This is a genomic window from Phytopseudomonas flavescens, from assembly GCF_900100535.1.
Lineage (GTDB): Bacteria > Pseudomonadota > Gammaproteobacteria > Pseudomonadales > Pseudomonadaceae > Aquipseudomonas > Aquipseudomonas flavescens.
The window spans coordinates 167934-183709 of the sequence record NZ_FNDG01000008.1 but is presented as its reverse complement, the minus strand read 5'-3'; the positions used below and the strand labels follow the sequence as shown (position 1 = coordinate 183709).

Annotated in this window: 15 protein-coding genes; 13 read left to right on the top strand and 2 right to left on the bottom strand. The window is 62.1% G+C overall.

Features of this window, described 5'->3' with window-relative positions; all coding sequences use genetic code 11:
- Positions 1-2: 2 nt before the first annotated feature.
- Entirely contained in the window at positions 3-395 is a 393-nt protein-coding gene (locus BLR94_RS12830; RefSeq protein ID WP_084305251.1) for a YkgJ family cysteine cluster protein, read from the bottom strand.
- A 349-nt stretch (positions 396-744) separates the two neighbouring features.
- Between BLR94_RS12830 and BLR94_RS12825 the strand changes: the two genes are divergently transcribed.
- From BLR94_RS12825 to BLR94_RS12805, 5 genes are read left to right on the top strand one after another with little or no spacing between them, the layout of a single operon-like run.
- Positions 745-2433, top strand: a complete 1689-nt coding sequence (locus tag BLR94_RS12825) for a histidine kinase N-terminal 7TM domain-containing diguanylate cyclase (protein ID WP_084305249.1) — start codon at positions 745-747, stop codon at positions 2431-2433.
- A 34-nt stretch (positions 2434-2467) separates the two neighbouring features.
- Entirely contained in the window at positions 2468-3478 is a 1011-nt protein-coding gene (locus BLR94_RS12820) for a class 1 fructose-bisphosphatase (protein WP_084305247.1), read from the top strand.
- A gap of 9 nt (positions 3479-3487) precedes the next feature.
- Positions 3488-4087 (top strand): DUF924 family protein, encoded by a 600-nt coding sequence (locus BLR94_RS12815; protein WP_084305378.1) that lies wholly within the window; start codon positions 3488-3490, stop codon positions 4085-4087.
- A gap of 44 nt (positions 4088-4131) precedes the next feature.
- Positions 4132-4386: a hypothetical protein gene (locus BLR94_RS12810; protein WP_084305245.1), complete on the top strand. Its 255-nt coding sequence runs from the start codon at positions 4132-4134 to the stop codon at positions 4384-4386.
- Complete coding sequence (locus tag BLR94_RS12805; protein WP_084305243.1) at positions 4386-4946, top strand: lipocalin family protein; 561 nt, start codon at positions 4386-4388, stop codon at positions 4944-4946. Before BLR94_RS12810 ends, BLR94_RS12805 begins: the two co-directional genes overlap by 1 nt.
- An 88-nt stretch (positions 4947-5034) precedes the next feature.
- On the opposite strand, the gene BLR94_RS12800 is transcribed toward BLR94_RS12805, so the two are convergent.
- Positions 5035-6399: a formimidoylglutamate deiminase gene (locus BLR94_RS12800; protein ID WP_084305241.1), complete on the bottom strand. Its 1365-nt coding sequence runs from the start codon at positions 6397-6399 to the stop codon at positions 5035-5037.
- Positions 6400-6508: 109 nt separating this feature from the next.
- Between BLR94_RS12800 and hutC the strand changes: the two genes are divergently transcribed.
- From hutC to BLR94_RS12760, 8 genes are all read left to right on the top strand, one after another.
- On the top strand, positions 6509-7258 hold the full coding sequence (gene hutC / locus BLR94_RS12795) for a histidine utilization repressor (protein WP_084305239.1): 750 nt from the start codon (positions 6509-6511) through the stop codon (positions 7256-7258).
- Positions 7259-7265: 7 nt separating this feature from the next.
- Complete coding sequence (locus BLR94_RS12790) at positions 7266-7835, top strand: HutD/Ves family protein (RefSeq protein ID WP_084305237.1); 570 nt, start codon at positions 7266-7268, stop codon at positions 7833-7835.
- A 400-nt stretch (positions 7836-8235) separates the two neighbouring features.
- A complete protein-coding gene (gene hutU / locus BLR94_RS12785; RefSeq protein ID WP_084305235.1) occupies positions 8236-9933 on the top strand; it encodes a urocanate hydratase in 1698 nt (565 codons plus the stop codon).
- Positions 9934-9976: 43 nt separating this feature from the next.
- Positions 9977-11422: a purine-cytosine permease family protein gene (locus tag BLR94_RS12780; RefSeq protein ID WP_084305233.1), complete on the top strand. Its 1446-nt coding sequence runs from the start codon at positions 9977-9979 to the stop codon at positions 11420-11422.
- A gap of 69 nt (positions 11423-11491) precedes the next feature.
- Positions 11492-12448 carry an ABC transporter substrate-binding protein gene (locus tag BLR94_RS12775; RefSeq protein ID WP_084305231.1) on the top strand — a complete coding sequence of 319 codons (957 nt, stop codon included), beginning with the start codon at positions 11492-11494 and terminating at the stop codon, positions 12446-12448.
- Between the two features lie 69 nt (positions 12449-12517).
- Positions 12518-13369: an ABC transporter permease gene (locus tag BLR94_RS12770; RefSeq protein ID WP_084305229.1), complete on the top strand. Its 852-nt coding sequence runs from the start codon at positions 12518-12520 to the stop codon at positions 13367-13369.
- Positions 13366-14196 (top strand): quaternary amine ABC transporter ATP-binding protein, encoded by an 831-nt coding sequence (locus tag BLR94_RS12765; RefSeq protein ID WP_084305228.1) that lies wholly within the window; start codon positions 13366-13368, stop codon positions 14194-14196. Before BLR94_RS12770 ends, BLR94_RS12765 begins: the two co-directional genes overlap by 4 nt.
- A gap of 35 nt (positions 14197-14231) precedes the next feature.
- The gene (locus BLR94_RS12760) at positions 14232-15755 is read left to right on the top strand and encodes an HAL/PAL/TAL family ammonia-lyase (RefSeq protein ID WP_084305376.1); all 1524 of its coding nucleotides are present in this window, start codon (positions 14232-14234) and stop codon (positions 15753-15755) included.
- Positions 15756-15776 lie beyond the last annotated feature (21 nt).

Genomic DNA, 15776 nt, shown 5'->3' with positions numbered 1-15776 from the left:
GATCACTTCGGTCGCCAGGCGCAGTAGCCCGGGCGCGGGCCGACCTTCGGGTGGTTGCGACAGGTGTCCGGACGGCGTTCATAGATGCTGCACAGCCGGCTCTTGCGATCCAGGTAATAGCAGTCGTTGTTGCTCATGCGCGTCAGGGTGAAGATCCCGGACTTCTGGTTGAAACGCTCGACCAGGCCGTCTTTCTGCAGGCGCCTGGCGATGTTCTTCGGCGGATCACCTCGCTCGAACTCGTCGACCACGCCAATGCGGATCAGGTCGGCGAGGCGCACCTCGACCGGCAACTGGCAGCAGCTGGAAATGCAGCTGTGGCACATGTCGCTGTGGTACCTCGCCCAGGTATCGAGACGGTCTATTTCCGCGGCGGCGATAAGATTGCTTTTCATCTCAGGGGGGCTTCGCGTGGTTGGCGGCGCGCGATCATAACGATGTTGGCGAATTTGTGAACAGGCATCCGCCGGTTGGTTGCACATCCAGGCTGGCGAGGCGATAAAAACCTCCTGAAAAGCAGGTGATTTGCAGTATCTTATCGCCCCACGTTGCGCCGTACCCAGCTGCCGCCCCGACAGGTCGTCAGCCCGGCTGAGCATACGGCGACAGGCCGCGTGCCCTGGCTTCTACCCCGAGCTGTGTTGGAATGGATACTTCTTCCTTGCTTGCCCTGTCGTGCCGCACAGGGCCAGGCCTTGCGTATCGAATCGCCGTTCGCTGCCGTGTGGCTGGCGAGGGGGAGGCATGAACGCCTGCATCGGCTCTGCCTGGCAATTCGACGCTGCCGTGCTGCTGACGGCCCTGGTCTGCATCGGCGGGGTGCTGCTGGCACGCTGGGTCATCCATCAACGTGATTTCCCTGGTCGTGACACCTTCATTCTGATGCAACTGGCGAGCATGTGGTGGATGGCCATGGCCGGCCTCGAAGTCGCATCGGTATCGCCCGGCTGCAAGCTGTTCTGGGCCACGTTGTCCTGGCCGGGTATCGTTTCCGTGCCGACCTTCTGGGCGGTGTTTCTCTGGCAGTACGTCAACAGCGTGCGCAAACCCCTGGCCCGGCATTCGGTGCTCGGCCTGATCGTCGCGCCGGTGCTGATCTGGCTGGTGGTGCTGAGCAATCCGTGGCACGGCCTGTTCTATGGGGCCGGGACCGGGCCGCTATCCGCTGAGCCGGGCGCGCCGATCCGTTATCAACATGGCCCGCTGTTCTACGCCACGGCGGTGTACGTCTACCTGTTCATGAGCTTCAGCCTCGGGGTGGTGCTGCGCGCCGCGCTCACCAGCCACGGCGTGCACAGGCGCCACTACCTGGCGTTCGTGCTGATCACCGCGGTGCCCTGGTCGGCCAATATCGCCTACGTGGTGTTCGGCCGGGTGGTGTTCGGTGTCGACCCGACCCCCTTCAGCTTCGTCTTCACCCTGGTTGCCTTCTCCTGGCTGATTCTTGGCGTACGGCTGTTCGACCTGCTCCCCGTGGCTCGGCATCTGTTGCTGGAGGCGTTGCCCGACCCAGTGCTGGTGGTCGACACCCAGTGGCGGGTGATCGAGGCCAACCAGGCAGCCCTTCGGCTGTGCGGGCTGGATCCTGGCTGGCAGGGGCGCACGCTCCAGGAGTGGCCGGGCTTCGGCAATGATCTGCAGGCGCTGCTGCTGGAGCAGGACGGCCAGCAGGATCAACTGCTGATGCTGACCAGCTCCGAGCGCTACTTCGAGGTGCGCGTGCGCGCCATCGAACGGGTCACCCGCCAGGGCACCCTGATTCTCGGGCAGATGCTCTACTTGCGTGACGTCACCCAGCGTCAGCTCACCAAGCTGAAGCTGGCCGAGGCGCTGGCGCTCAGCGAGGAACGCCTGCGCACCATCACCACCCTGCACGAGCAACTGCGCGAGCAGGCGCTCTGCGACCCGCTGACCGGCTTGTACAACCGGCGTCATCTGGATGACCTGTTCGCACGCGAACTGGCCCGGGCCAGGCGTGAAAATTCCCCGGTGTCACTGGCGCTGATCGACCTGGACCACTTCAAGCAGCTCAACGATGAGCACGGTCATCTCGACGGCGACGATGTGCTCAAGAGCGTGGCGCAGCATCTGCTGGTGAACTTGCGCAGTTCCGATACGGTCTTTCGTATCGGCGGCGAAGAGTTCCTGCTGATTTTGCCCGGTGCCGATTCGCTGGAGGCGAGCAAACGCCTCGAAGCCATCTGCCGGGGGCTGGCGCGAAAACCGATCGAAACCCGTAGTGGTGTGCGTCATGTGACCCTGTCGGCAGGCCTCGCGTTGTGGCCGGAGCAGGGCCTGGTGCTCGACGAGTTGCTGCGGGTCGCCGATACCGCCCTGTACCAAGCCAAACGTGGTGGGCGCAACCGTGTATGCAGCCTGTTGCCTCGCGTCGCGCCGCCTGCTGCTGAGGCGCCCGTTCCTGGAAAGGGTTAAACTCCTTCCGATTACCTTCCTTCCGGAGTCCTTCATGTCCCGCGTTACCCTGAGTCGCTACCTCATCGAGCAGACCCGTAGTCAAAATACCCCGGCCGATCTGCGCTTCCTGATCGAAGTAGTGGCCCGCGCATGCAAGGAAATCAGCCATGCGGTGTCCAAGGGCGCCCTCGGCGGCGTGCTCGGCAGCATGGGCACCGAGAACGTGCAGGGCGAAGTGCAGAAGAAGCTCGACGTGATCTCCAACGACATCCTGCTCGAAGCCAACGAGTGGGGCGGCCACCTGGCCGGCATGGCCTCCGAGGAAATGGACAACGCCTACCAGATCCCCGGCAAGTACCCCAAAGGTGCCTACCTGTTGGTGTTCGATCCGCTCGATGGCTCGTCGAACATCGACGTCAACGTGTCGGTCGGCACCATCTTCTCGGTGCTGCGCTGCCCGAACGAATACCTGAGCCAGAACGAGAGCCTCGACGAGAAGGCCTTCCACCAGCCGGGCACCCAGCAGGTCGCTGCCGGTTACGCCATCTACGGCCCGCAGACCATGCTGATCCTGACCCTGGGCAACGGTGTCATGGGCTTCACCCTGGATCGCGAGCTGGGCAGCTTCGTGCTGACCCACGACAACATCAGCGTCCCGGAAAGCACCGCCGAATTCGCCATCAACATGTCCAACCAGCGTCACTGGGAAGCCCCGGTACAGCGTTATGTGGACGAGCTGCTGGCCGGCAAGGAAGGCCCGCTGAACAAGAACTACAACATGCGCTGGATCGCCTCGATGGTTGCCGACGTGCACCGCATCCTGACCCGTGGCGGCCTGTTCATGTACCCACGCGACGACCGCGAGCCTGGCAAGGCCGGCAAGCTGCGTCTGATGTACGAAGCCAACCCGATGTCCTTCATCATCGAGCAGGCCGGTGGTGCTTCCACCGACGGCGTGCAGCGCATCCTCGACATCCAGCCGACCTCCCTGCACCAGCGTGTGCCGGTGTTCCTGGGTTCCAAGGAAGAAGTCGAGCGCGTTACCGGCTACCACCAGGGCTGATCGATGCAGATGCAGCCCTGGGCGTCTTTGCTGGACTGGTGGTTCGGCTCTTCCACCTCGGCTGTGGAAGCTGCTGCCGCACGCAACGGGCTGTGGTTCGGCAAGCGTGACGAGCAGGATGCCGAGGCGCGTGAGCGCTTTGGCTCGCTGGTCGAACAGGCGCTCGCTGGCGGTTTGCAGGATTGGTCAGAGCATCCGCACGGCTGGCTGGCCAAGGTGCTGCTGCTCGACCAGTTGCCACGCATGATCTATCGCGACACGCCTCTGGCCTTTGCCGGCGACTCGCTGGCGCAGCCGCTGGTCGAAGAGGGCGTCACCCTCGGCTGGGACCGGCAGTTGCCAGCGATCCATCGGGTATTCATCTACCTGGTGTTCGAACACGCCGAGAGCGTCCCGCAACAGCTGCGCGCCATGCAACTGTTCGGCGAACTGAGCGAGTCTGCGGCAGACGCCGAGCGTGAGTTGTTCGCCGGCTTTCTCGACTACGCCGACCGGCATCTGCGCATCATCGAGCGCTTCGGGCGCTTCCCTCATCGCAACGAAATCCTCGGGCGCAGCAGTACCGACGAGGAGTTGCGCTTTCTGCTGGAACCGGGCTCGGGCTTCTGACGTCGAACCGGCATGTGACAACTGGACTACTGGAGTTACCCCTCATGCGCTTGCGTTCTCTCGTGCTGCTGGCGACCTGCGTCGTTCTGGCCGCCTGCGGCAAGGTCAATCAGGACAACTACGCCAAACTCTATTCGGGCATGACCAAGGCCGAGGTCGAAGACCTGCTCGGTAGCGCCACGGAGTGTTCCGGCGCGCTGGGCATGTCCAGCTGTACCTGGGGTGACCAGGTGAGCTTCATCAGCGTCCAGTACGCCGGTGACAAGGTGATGATGTTCTCTGCCAAAGGGTTGAAGTGATGAACAAGCGTGCGATGGGGTGCCTGGCGCTGGGTGCGGTGTTATTGGCCGGTTGTGCCAATTCTGGCACCGGCGTGGCGCCACCGAAGACCGTCGAGTCGGTCGATCTCCAGCGTTATCAAGGCACCTGGTACGAGGTGGCGCGCCTGCCGATGTTCTTCCAGCGCAACTGCGTGGAGTCCGAAGCGCGATACGGCCTGCAGGACGATGGCAGTGTGTCGGTGACCAACCGTTGTCGCACGGCCAGCGGCGAGTGGCAGCAGGTCGAAGGCCGCGCCGTACCCCAGGTCGAGGGCAAGACCGACAAGCTCTGGGTGACCTTCGACAACTGGTTCAGCCGCCTGCTGCCGGGTGTGAGCAAGGGCGAGTACTGGGTGCTCGACCTGGATGATGACTACCAGAGCGCGTTGGTCGGCCACCCGAATCACAAGTACCTGTGGCTGCTCGCGCGCACCCCGAAGATCTCCAATGAAGTTCGCGATGAACTCCTCTCGGTGGCCCGCGCCCAAGGATACGATACCGACGAACTGATCTGGCGTTCCGGGCAAGACAAGCCCTGAAAATGCGTGGCGTAGAGGCGATTGGGGCGTCTCGATGTGGCCGTGCGTCGGGTATGAAAAAATGCTGCCAGCAGGGCTGGTGTGCTGCTCAGCCCAGCAGGCTTCGCAGGGTCTTAGTGAAACTGCTGGCGCTCTCTTCCTCATCGGCATGCCGCCCCTGGCGCACGACCCAGTTGCCGTTGACCATCACGTCGCGCACTTGGCGACTGCCGCCAGCAAACAGCCAGCGGTTGAGAATGGCATCAGCATGGGCCGTTGCCAGGTAGGGATCGGCGCCATCGAGTACCAGCCAGTCTGCACGTTTGCCAACCGCCAGCTCACCGATCGGTTGCCCCAGCGCCTGTGCTCCGCCCTGAAGTGCCGCGTCGAACAGCGTGCGCCCGATCATCGGTTGATCGCTGTGGTACAAGCGATTACGCCGCTGATCCCTGAGTCGCTGCCCGTACTCCAGCCAGCGTAACTCCTCGACCACGCTCAGAGACACATGGCTGTCGGAGCCAATGCCCATGCGCCCGCCCTGGGCGAGGAAGTCCACCGCGGGGAAAATCCCGTCTCCCAGGTTGGCTTCGGTGGTCAGGCATAAGCCGGCAACCGCTCGGCTCCTTGCCATGAGGGTCACCTCTTGCTGATTGGCGTGAGTGGCGTGCACCAGGCACCAGCGTTCATCGACTTCGATGTTGTCGTACAGCCATTGCAACGGACGCTTGCCGCTCCATGCCAGGCAGTCGTCGACTTCTTTCTGCTGCTCGGCAATGTGGATGTGCACGGGGGAGGTCTTGTCGCTGGCGGCCAGTACTTCCGTGATCTGTGGTGGTGTGACCGCGCGCAGGGAGTGAAAGCACAGGGCCAGGTGCTGCGCCGGTTGTGCTGCAAGGATCGGTTGCAGGCGCGTTTGCAGGTTCAGGTAGTTTTCGGTGCCATTGATAAACCGTCGCTGGCCATCATTGGGTGCCTGGCCACCGAAACCGGAGTGGCTGTAGAGCACGGGTGCCAGAGTCAGGCCAATGCCGCTGCTGACGGCAGCCTGGCTGATTTGTCGAGACAGTTCCGTCGGGTCGTTGTACGGCTGGCCGCTGACGTCGTGGTGCACGTAATGGAATTCGGTCACCGAGGTGTAGCCAGCCTTGAGCATCTCGATATACAGCTGACGAGCGATGACACCAAGCTGGTCGGGATTGATTTTGCCGACAAGCCGATACATCAGCTCCCGCCAGGTCCAGAAACTGTCATTCGGATTGCCGGCCACTTCCGCCAGCCCGGCCATGGCACGCTGGAATGCATGCGAGTGCAGATTCGGCATGCCTGGTAGCAACGGGCCAGCCAGGCGCTCGGCGCCATCTGCGCTGGAGTCGGCCTGGACGTGGGTCAGCTGGCCATCGGCAGCGACCTCAAGGCGTACATCGTTGGCCCATCCGCTAGGCAGTAGCGCGCGTTCGGCAAAGAAGGCAGGCATGATTCGAATACCCTGCTGCGTTTTTAGTTGTATATACATATACAGGTGTTTGCGGGCTCGGTAAACTCCGGCAAGCTAGCCACCTTAATCAGATGAACAGGGATCAGCCGTGCCGACTCCGCCTCCCGTCTCCCCGTTGGCCGCGAAGATGGACGACAGTCCGGCGCCTTTGTACGCCCGCGTCAAACAGATGATCACACAGCAGATCGATAGCGGTAATTGGCCGCCACATTACCGCGTGCCGTCCGAGAGCGAACTGGTCAGTCAGCTCGGTTTCAGCCGCATGACCATCAACCGTGCGCTGCGCGAAATGACGGCCGATGGCTTGCTGGTGCGGATGCAGGGTGTGGGTACATTCGTTGCCGAGCCGAAGAGCCAGTCCGCGCTGTTCGAAGTGCACAATATCGCTGACGAGATTGCTGCGCGGGGCCATCGCCACTCTTGCCAGGTCATCACGCTCGACGAACAGGCGGCGGGTTCAGAGCGCGCACTGGCGCTGGACATGCGCGAGGGGCAGAAGGTTTTTCACTCACTGATCGTGCATTACGAAAACGGTATTCCAGTGCAGATTGAAGACCGCTTCGTCAACGCGCTGGTGGCGCCGGACTACCTAAAGCAGGATTTCACGCTGCAGACGCCATACGCCTACCTGAACCAGATCGCACCGCTGACCGAAGGCGAGCACGTGGTCGAAGCGATTCTGGCCGAGCCGGCCGAATGCAAGTTGTTGCAGATCGAAAAAGGCGAGCCCTGTCTGCTGATCCGCCGGCGTACCTGGTCAGGTCGCCTGCCGGTGACGGCAGCGCGTCTGATCCACCCAGGCTCGCGTCACCGTCTCGAAGGGCGCTTTCAAAAGTAGGCTGGCGATGAGTCAATTGAAGGTTTTTCGCGCGCGCGATTACTCACGCATGCCATGGAAGAACGGCAGCGGCAGCACCGCAGAAATCACCCGCGATGCAGGGGTTGGACTCGATGGTTTTGGTTGGCGCCTGTCGATTGCCGAGATTGGCGAGTCGGGCGGTTTCTCGATATTTGCCGGCTACCAGCGTGTGATTACCGTGTTGCAGGGTGATGGCATGACCTTGTGCGTCGACGGTGACAGCACCCGATGCCTGTTACCCCTTGACCCATTCACTTTCGGCGGTGATAGCCAGGTGTCCTGCACCTTGCTGGGCGGGGCGATCCGCGACTTCAATCTGATCTATGCGCCTGAACGTTATGGTGCCCGGTTGCAGTGGCTGGCCGTCGAACAGCGTTTTTTCACTTGCGCCGCAACGGTGCTGGTGTTCAGCGTCAGCGAATCGCTGGGCGTGAGCATCGACGGTAGTAACGCCCAACTCGGCCTGCACGATTGCCTGCGATTGGACGGTAGTTCCGCCCTGGTGGAAGTTGTCGTCAGTGCTGCCTGCTGCGTGATCGAACTGACGGCGCGCTGATACGAAACGCCGTCACTTCGGCATCGCTCGCGACGCCTGTTACTTCCCGTCTGCTCTTTAGTGTGCACCAACTTGTTACCAAGTGCCCCAGTGTGGGGCGAAATCACACTGGTCTAGCCGATTCCTGCGTTCTCTCGAAACGCCTCTGCAACCCTGCCGCCCTGCTAAGCCTTCTGATACTGGAGGCTGAAGCTCTCTTCTTGATTTTTCTGATAGCGCTTTCCAGCAAGTTGGTCTTTTGATTGCATATGCTTGTATGTACAAGTACATATGTGTGCGTGTGAGATCGCTCCGATCTCTCTGCAACGTTCACTGATTCGCTTGTCGCGTAACCATGCGCACAGGCCGGCGTGCCCGCTGCCAGGGGTTGGCTTGAATTGATCGCTGAGGAGTATTTTGCGTGACTGACAATACCCAGAAACCTGTTACGGCCTGTTTTACAAAAGCCCGTGACACCGAAATCCGCGCCTCGCGCGGTAACCAGCTGACCGCAAAGAGCTGGCTGACCGAAGCGCCCCTGCGCATGCTGATGAACAACCTCGACCCGCAAGTGGCCGAAAACCCGAAAGAGCTGGTGGTGTACGGCGGCATCGGCCGTGCGGCGCGCAACTGGGAGTGCTACGACCAGATCGTCGAGAGCCTCACCCACCTGAATGACGACGAAACCCTGCTGGTGCAGTCCGGCAAGCCGGTCGGCGTGTTCAAGACCCACAGCAACGCCCCGCGCGTGCTGATCGCCAACTCCAACCTGGTACCGCACTGGGCCAGCTGGGAACACTTCAACGAACTGGATGCCAAGGGCCTGGCCATGTACGGCCAGATGACCGCCGGCAGCTGGATCTATATCGGCAGCCAGGGCATCGTCCAGGGCACCTACGAAACCTTCGTCGAGGCCGGGCGCCAGCATTACAACAGCGACCTCAAAGGCCGCTGGGTCCTCACCGCCGGCCTCGGTGGCATGGGCGGCGCACAGCCACTGGCCGCAACCCTGGCCGGTGCCTGCTCGCTGAACATCGAGTGCCAGCAGGTCAGCATCGACTTCCGCCTGAACAGCCGTTACGTCGACGAGCAAGCCACCGACCTCGACGACGCCCTGGCGCGCATCGCCAAATACACCCAGGAAGGCAAGGCCATCTCCATCGCCCTGCTGGGCAACGCGGCGGAAATCCTGCCGGAACTGGTCAAACGCGGCGTGCGCCCGGACATGGTCACCGACCAGACCAGCGCCCACGACCCCCTCAACGGTTACCTGCCGGCCGGCTGGACCTGGGACGAATACCGCGCCCGCGCCAAGACCGAACCGGCTGCCGTGATCAAGGCCGCCAAGCAGTCGATGGCCGTGCATGTCAAAGCCATGCTCGAGTTCCAGAAAGAAGGCATTCCAACCTTCGACTACGGCAACAACATCCGCCAGATGGCCCAGGAAGAAGGCGTGGAAAACGCCTTCGCCTTCCCAGGTTTCGTCCCGGCCTACATCCGTCCGCTGTTCTGCCGTGGCATCGGCCCGTTCCGCTGGGCGGCGCTGTCCGGCGAGCCGCAAGACATCTACAAGACCGACGCCAAAGTCAAAGAGCTGATCCCGGACGACGCGCACCTGCACAACTGGCTGGACATGGCCCGCGAGCGCATCAGCTTCCAGGGCCTGCCAGCACGCATCTGCTGGGTCGGGCTGGGCCAGCGCGCCAAGCTCGGCCTGGCGTTCAACGAAATGGTGCGCAGCGGCGAGCTGTCGGCGCCGGTGGTGATCGGCCGTGACCACCTGGACTCCGGCTCGGTGGCCAGCCCCAACCGCGAAACCGAAGCCATGCAGGACGGTTCCGACGCCGTGTCCGACTGGCCACTGCTCAACGCCTTGCTGAATACCGCGAGCGGCGCGACCTGGGTGTCGCTGCACCACGGTGGCGGCGTGGGCATGGGCTTCTCCCAGCACTCCGGCATGGTGATCGTCTGCGACGGCACCGACGAAGCAGCCGAGCGCATTGCCCGCGTGCTGCACAACGACCCGGCCACCGGTGTGATGCGTCACGCCGATGCCGGTTACCAGATCGCGATCGACTGCGCCAAAGAGCAGGGCCTCAATCTCCCGATGATCAAGTAAGCCAGCACTACTCAGAAAACAATCCACCAGAGGTTGAATACACATGGCTGCAAACGACACCATCCCGTTGATCGAAAGGCGTTCGATCGACTACATCCCGGAAGCGGAAAGACACGGTCGTCTGTTTAGCCAGTTCACCCTGTGGATGGGCGCCAACCTGCAGATCACCGCGATTGTCACCGGGGCCTTGGCCGTGGTGCTGGGCGGTGATGTGTTCTGGTCGTTGATCGGGCTGTTTATCGGTCAACTCATCGGCGGCGGCGTCATGGCGTTGCACGCGGCGCAAGGGCCCAAGCTGGGCCTGCCGCAGATGATCTCCAGCCGGGTGCAGTTCGGCGTGTATGGCGCGGCGATTCCTATCGTACTGGTCTGTTTGATGTACCTCGGTTTCACCGCAACCGGCACCGTGCTGTCCGGGCAGGCGCTGGGCCAGTTGTTCGGGGTCAGCGACAGCGTCGGGATCCTGATCTTCGCCAGTGTCATCGTGCTGCTCACGGTGCTGGGTTACCGGGTGATCCACTTCATCGGCCGCGTTGCCAGCGTCCTTGGCGTGATTGCCTTTGTCTACCTGTTCAGCCGCCTGATCAGTCAGACCGACGTCGGCGCACTCCTGCAAATCCGCCACTTCAGCTGGAGCAGCTTCCTGCTGGCGGTGTCGCTCGCGGCCTCCTGGCAGATCGCTTTCGGCCCTTACGTGGCGGACTACTCGCGTTACCTGCCAAGCAAGACTTCATCGCTGAAAACCTTTTTCGCCGCTGGCGCAGGTTCGGTCGTGGGTGCACAGGTGGCGATGGTACTCGGCGTGTTTGCCGCTGCGATGTCCAACGGGAAATTTGCCGGTCATGAAGTGGCCTATATCGTGGGCCTGGGCGGTACGGGGGCCACGGCGGCTCTGCTGTATTTCAGCATCGCGTTCGGCAAGGTGACTATCTCCACGCTGAACTCCTACGGCAGCTTCATGTGCATCGCGACCATCATCAGCGGCTTTCGTGGTCGCCTGGAGGTCACGCGTGTACAGCGCCTGGTGTTCGTGCTGGCCATCGTCGGTACCGCGACCCTGATCGCGTTGCTCGGCCAGCACTCGTTCCTGGGGGCATTCAAGTCCTTCATCTTGTTCCTGCTGGCGTTCTTCACGCCCTGGAGCGCGATCAACCTGGTGGACTACTACTGCATCACCCGCGAGCGCTATGACGTGCCGGCGCTGGCCGACCCGGACGGCCGCTACGGGCGCTGGAACCTGCTGGGTATCAGCGTCTATGTCTTCGGCGTGCTGGTGCAGTTGCCGTTCATCTCCACCACGTTCTACACCGGCCCGCTGGTGGACGCGCTGGGTGATGTGGATATTTCCTGGATCATCGGTCTGGTGCTGCCGGCCGCGCTGTATTTCCTGTGTGCAAAAAAATGGCACGGCACGGTGCCCGATCACCTGATCCTGCCGGTAGAGCAGGGCGCCATACCAACAACAACCGGGCTGGCTGCACAAGCCTGATGGGACGTGGACAGGGCGGGACGCCTACTGACTGCCGTAATCCATTTCAAGATTGGGAGCGTCAAAACAATGAAAATGCATAAGACCCTGTTAGCCACCTTGCTCTCTGCAGGTTTGCTGGCCTGCGCTGGCGCCCAGGCGGCCGACTGGTGCGAATCCGGCAAGCCGGTGAAATTCGCAGGCCTGAACTGGGAAAGCGGCATGTTGCTCACTGATGTGCTGCAGTTCGTCTTGGAGAAGGGTTACGACTGTCAGACCGATACTCTGCCGGGTAACTCCATCACCATGGAAAACGCCCTGAGCAGCAACGACATCCAAATCTTCGCCGAAGAATGGATTGGCCGCAGCGAAGTCTGGAACAAGGCCGGCAAAGTCGTCGGTGTCGGCGCCCCGGTGGTAGGTGCGATCGAAGGCTGGTACGTGCCGCGCTATGTGATCGAGGGTGACGCCAAGCGCAAGCTGGAACCCAAGGCACCGGACCTGAAAAACATCGCCGACCTGGCCAAGTACGCCTCGGTGTTCAAGGACCAGGAAGAGCCGTCCAAGGGCCGTTTCTACAACTGCCCGGCTGGCTGGACCTGTGAGCTGGACAACAGCGAGATGCTCAAGAGCTATGGCCTGGAGAACAGTTACACCAACTTCCGTCCGGGTACCGGCCCCGCTCTGGATGCAGCGGTACTGTCGAGCTACAGGCGTGGCGAGCCGATTCTTTTCTACTACTGGTCGCCAACCCCGCTGATGGGCCAGGTGGATCTGGTCAAGCTGGAAGAAAAGCCAGGCGTGGATAAAAGCGTGAGCATCAAGGTCGGCCTGTCCAGGACTTTCCACGATGAAGCCCCGGAGTTGGTGGCGGTGTTGGAAAAGGCCAATCTGCCGATCGACCTGCTCAACCAGAATCTCGCCCGGATGACCAAAGAGCGCATCGAGTCGCCGAAGCTGGCCAGGATCTTTCTCAAGGAACATCCCGAGATCTGGCACCCATGGGTGAGCGACGACGCCGCCAAGAAAATCGATGCGGCTTTGTAGGGCGTACTTTTCGGTGGCCATGAGGGCCTTGGGTAGCTGCGCCACACCTCTTTTGCTCGAGAGACGCTTATGTTTCCTGAACGCTTCACCTTTTCCATCGCCGACTGGGTCAATGGCTGGGTCGACTCGCTGGTAACCCATTACGGCGATGTATTCCGGCACATTTCCGATACCTTGCTATGGGCCATCGTCAACCTTGAAGGAGGGCTGCGTGCGGCCCCCTGGTGGCTGATGCTGGCGATCGTCGGCGGCATTGCCTGGCACTCGACCCGCAAGCTGATGACCACCGCAGTGCTTGTCGGGCTGCTGTTCCTGGTGGGCGCGGTCGGGCTGTGGGACAAGCTGATGCAGACCCTGGCGCTGATGCTGGTGGCCACGCTGATCGCGGTACTGGTCGGCATTCCCCTGGGGATTCTTTCCGCCCGCAGCAACCGCCTGCGTTCGGTGCTGATGCCGCTGCTGGACATCATGCAGACCATGCCCAGTTTCGTGTACCTGATTCCGGTGCTGATGCTGTTCGGCCTGGGTAAGGTCCCGGCGATTTTCGCCACGGTGATCTACGCCGCGCCGCCGCTGATCCGTCTCACCGACCTGGGGATTCGCCAGGTCGACGGCGAGGTCATGGAGGCGATCAACGCCTTTGGTGCCAACCGCTGGCAGCAACTGTTCGGCGTGCAGTTGCCCTTGGCCCTGCCGAGCATCATGGCTGGAATCAACCAGACCACCATGATGGCACTTTCGATGGTGGTGATCGCCTCGATGATCGGGGCCCGCGGCTTGGGGGAGGACGTGTTGGTGGGGATCCAGACCCTCAACGTGGGGCGTGGGCTCGAGGCCGGTCTGGCGATCGTGATTCTCGCGGTGGTCTTCGACCGCATTACCCAGGCATACGGTCGGCCACGGCATGAGGTGAGCAAATGAGTGACGCAACCGTGAGCAAGATCGAAGTCAAAAACGTCTTCAAGATTTTCGGTCATCGCGCCAAGGATGCCTTGGTCATGGTCGGCCAGGGTAAAAGCAAGGATCAGGTGTTGAGCGAAACCGGTTGTGTGGTCGGGGTCAACGACCTGTCCCTGAGCATCGGCACGGGTGAGATTTTCGTGATCATGGGCCTGTCGGGCTCTGGCAAATCGACCCTGGTGCGCCACTTCAACCGGCTGATCGATCCCTCCAGCGGGGTGATCCTGGTGGATGGCGAAGACATCCTCAAGCTCGACATGGAAGCTCTGCGCCAATTCCGTCGGCACAAGATCAGCATGGTGTTCCAGAGCTTCGGCCTGCTGCCGCACAAGAGCGTGCTCGACAACGTTGCCTACGGCTTGAAAGTGCGTGGTGAAACCAAGCAGGTCTGCGCCGAACGCGCCCTGCATTGGATCGAAACCGTGGGCCTCAAGGGCTACGAAAACAAATACCCGCACCAGCTCTCCGGCGGTATGCGCCAGCGGGTGGGCCTGGCCCGCGCCTTGGCGGCCGACACCGACATCATCCTGATGGACGAAGCCTTCAGCGCCCTCGACCCACTGATCCGCGCCGAGATGCAGGATCAGTTGCTGGAACTGCAGAAAACGCTGCACAAGACCATCGTGTTCATCACCCATGATCTCGACGAGGCGGTGCGCATCGGCAACCGAATCGCCATCCTCAAGGATGGCCGTCTGATCCAGGTCGGCACGCCAAAAGAGATTCTGCATTCGCCGGCTGACGAGTATGTCGACCGTTTCGTGCAACGTCGGGCGGCGGTGGTGTGATGAGCGGTGCAACGATCAAGTTCGAGAGACGAACGCTGTCCCAGGCTGAAAAAGTCGTCATCGCCGACGCCCCAATGCGCTGGCAGGACGTGGTCGCCGTCGCCCGCCACGGCGCGGTGCTTGAACTCTCGGGCCAGGCCTGGGCGTGCATCGACAATGCCCAGGCCATCGTGCAGCGCATCGTCGCCAGTGGTGAGCGCGCCTATGGCGTCAATACCGGGCTGGGCGCGCTGTGCAACGTCTCGCTCGAGGACGAACAACTGAGCCGGTTGTCGAGCAACACCTTGCTCAGCCATGCTTGTGGCGTTGGTGTGGTACTGGCCGACGAGCAGGTTCGGGCGATCATCTGCGCGGCCATCATCAATTACAGCCACGGCAGATCCGGCATTCATCGTCAGGTGGTCGAGGCGCTGCTGGCGCTGCTCAACCACGGCATTACGCCGCAGGTGCCGTCCCAGGGTTCGGTGGGTTATCTGACCCATATGGCGCACGTCGGTGTGGCCCTGCTGGGTGTCGGCCACGTGAGCTACCGTGGCCAGATCGTCCCCGCACAACAGGCCCTGAGCGCAGAAGGTTTGCAGCCGGTGGTACTCGGTGCCAAGGACGGCCTGTGCCTGGTCAACGGCACGCCGTGCATGACCGGCCTGAGCTGCCTGGCCCTGGCCGATGCGCACCATTTGCTGCAATGGGCCGACGTGATCGGCGCCATGAGTTTCGAGGCCCAGCGTGGCCAGATCGACGCGTTCGACGAAGCCATCATCGCCCTCAAGCCGCACCCCGGCATGCAGCACGTGGGTATCAACCTGCGCGCCTTGCTCGATGGCAGTGAAGTGATCGCCAGCAGCAAAGGCATTCGCACCCAGGATGCGCTGAGCATCCGCTCGATCCCGCAGATCCACGGCGCAGCACGCGACCAGGTGGAGCATGCCACTCGCCAGATCGAGACCGAACTCAACAGCGCCACCGACAACCCGCTGGTACTCGGCACCCCGGACAACTACCGCGTGGTGTCCCAGGCCAACCCGCACGGGCAGTCAGTGGCGTTGGCGGCGGACATGCTGGCGATTGCCATGGCCGAAATCGGCTCGGTGGCCGAGCGCCGCCTCGACCGTCTGATCAACCCGCACGTCAGCGGCTTGCCGGCGTTCCTGGTCAGCAACCCCGGGGTCAACTCCGGGATGATGATCGTGCAGTACGTCGCCGCCTCGCTGTGCGGGCAAAACCGCCAGTTGGCGCAACCGGCGGTGCTCGACAATTTCGTCACCTCGGGCCTGCAGGAAGATCACCTGAGCATGGGCACCAATGCCGCGCTCAAGCTGCATCAGCTGTTGGCCAACGTGACCCAGATTCTCGCCATCGAGTACCTGCTGGCGGCCCAGGCCTTCGAGTTTCTCAAGGACCGGCGCTTCGGCGCAGGCACCGATAGCGCCTGGCGCCTGTTGCGTGAAGTGGTCCCGGCCTATGAGCAGGACCGCTGGCTGGCGCCGGACATCGCGAGCGCTGCCGCACTGCTCAAAGACACCGCCTTGCTGCACCAAACTTTTCCCAATTTGCACTAACACTTATTCAGAAGAACAATT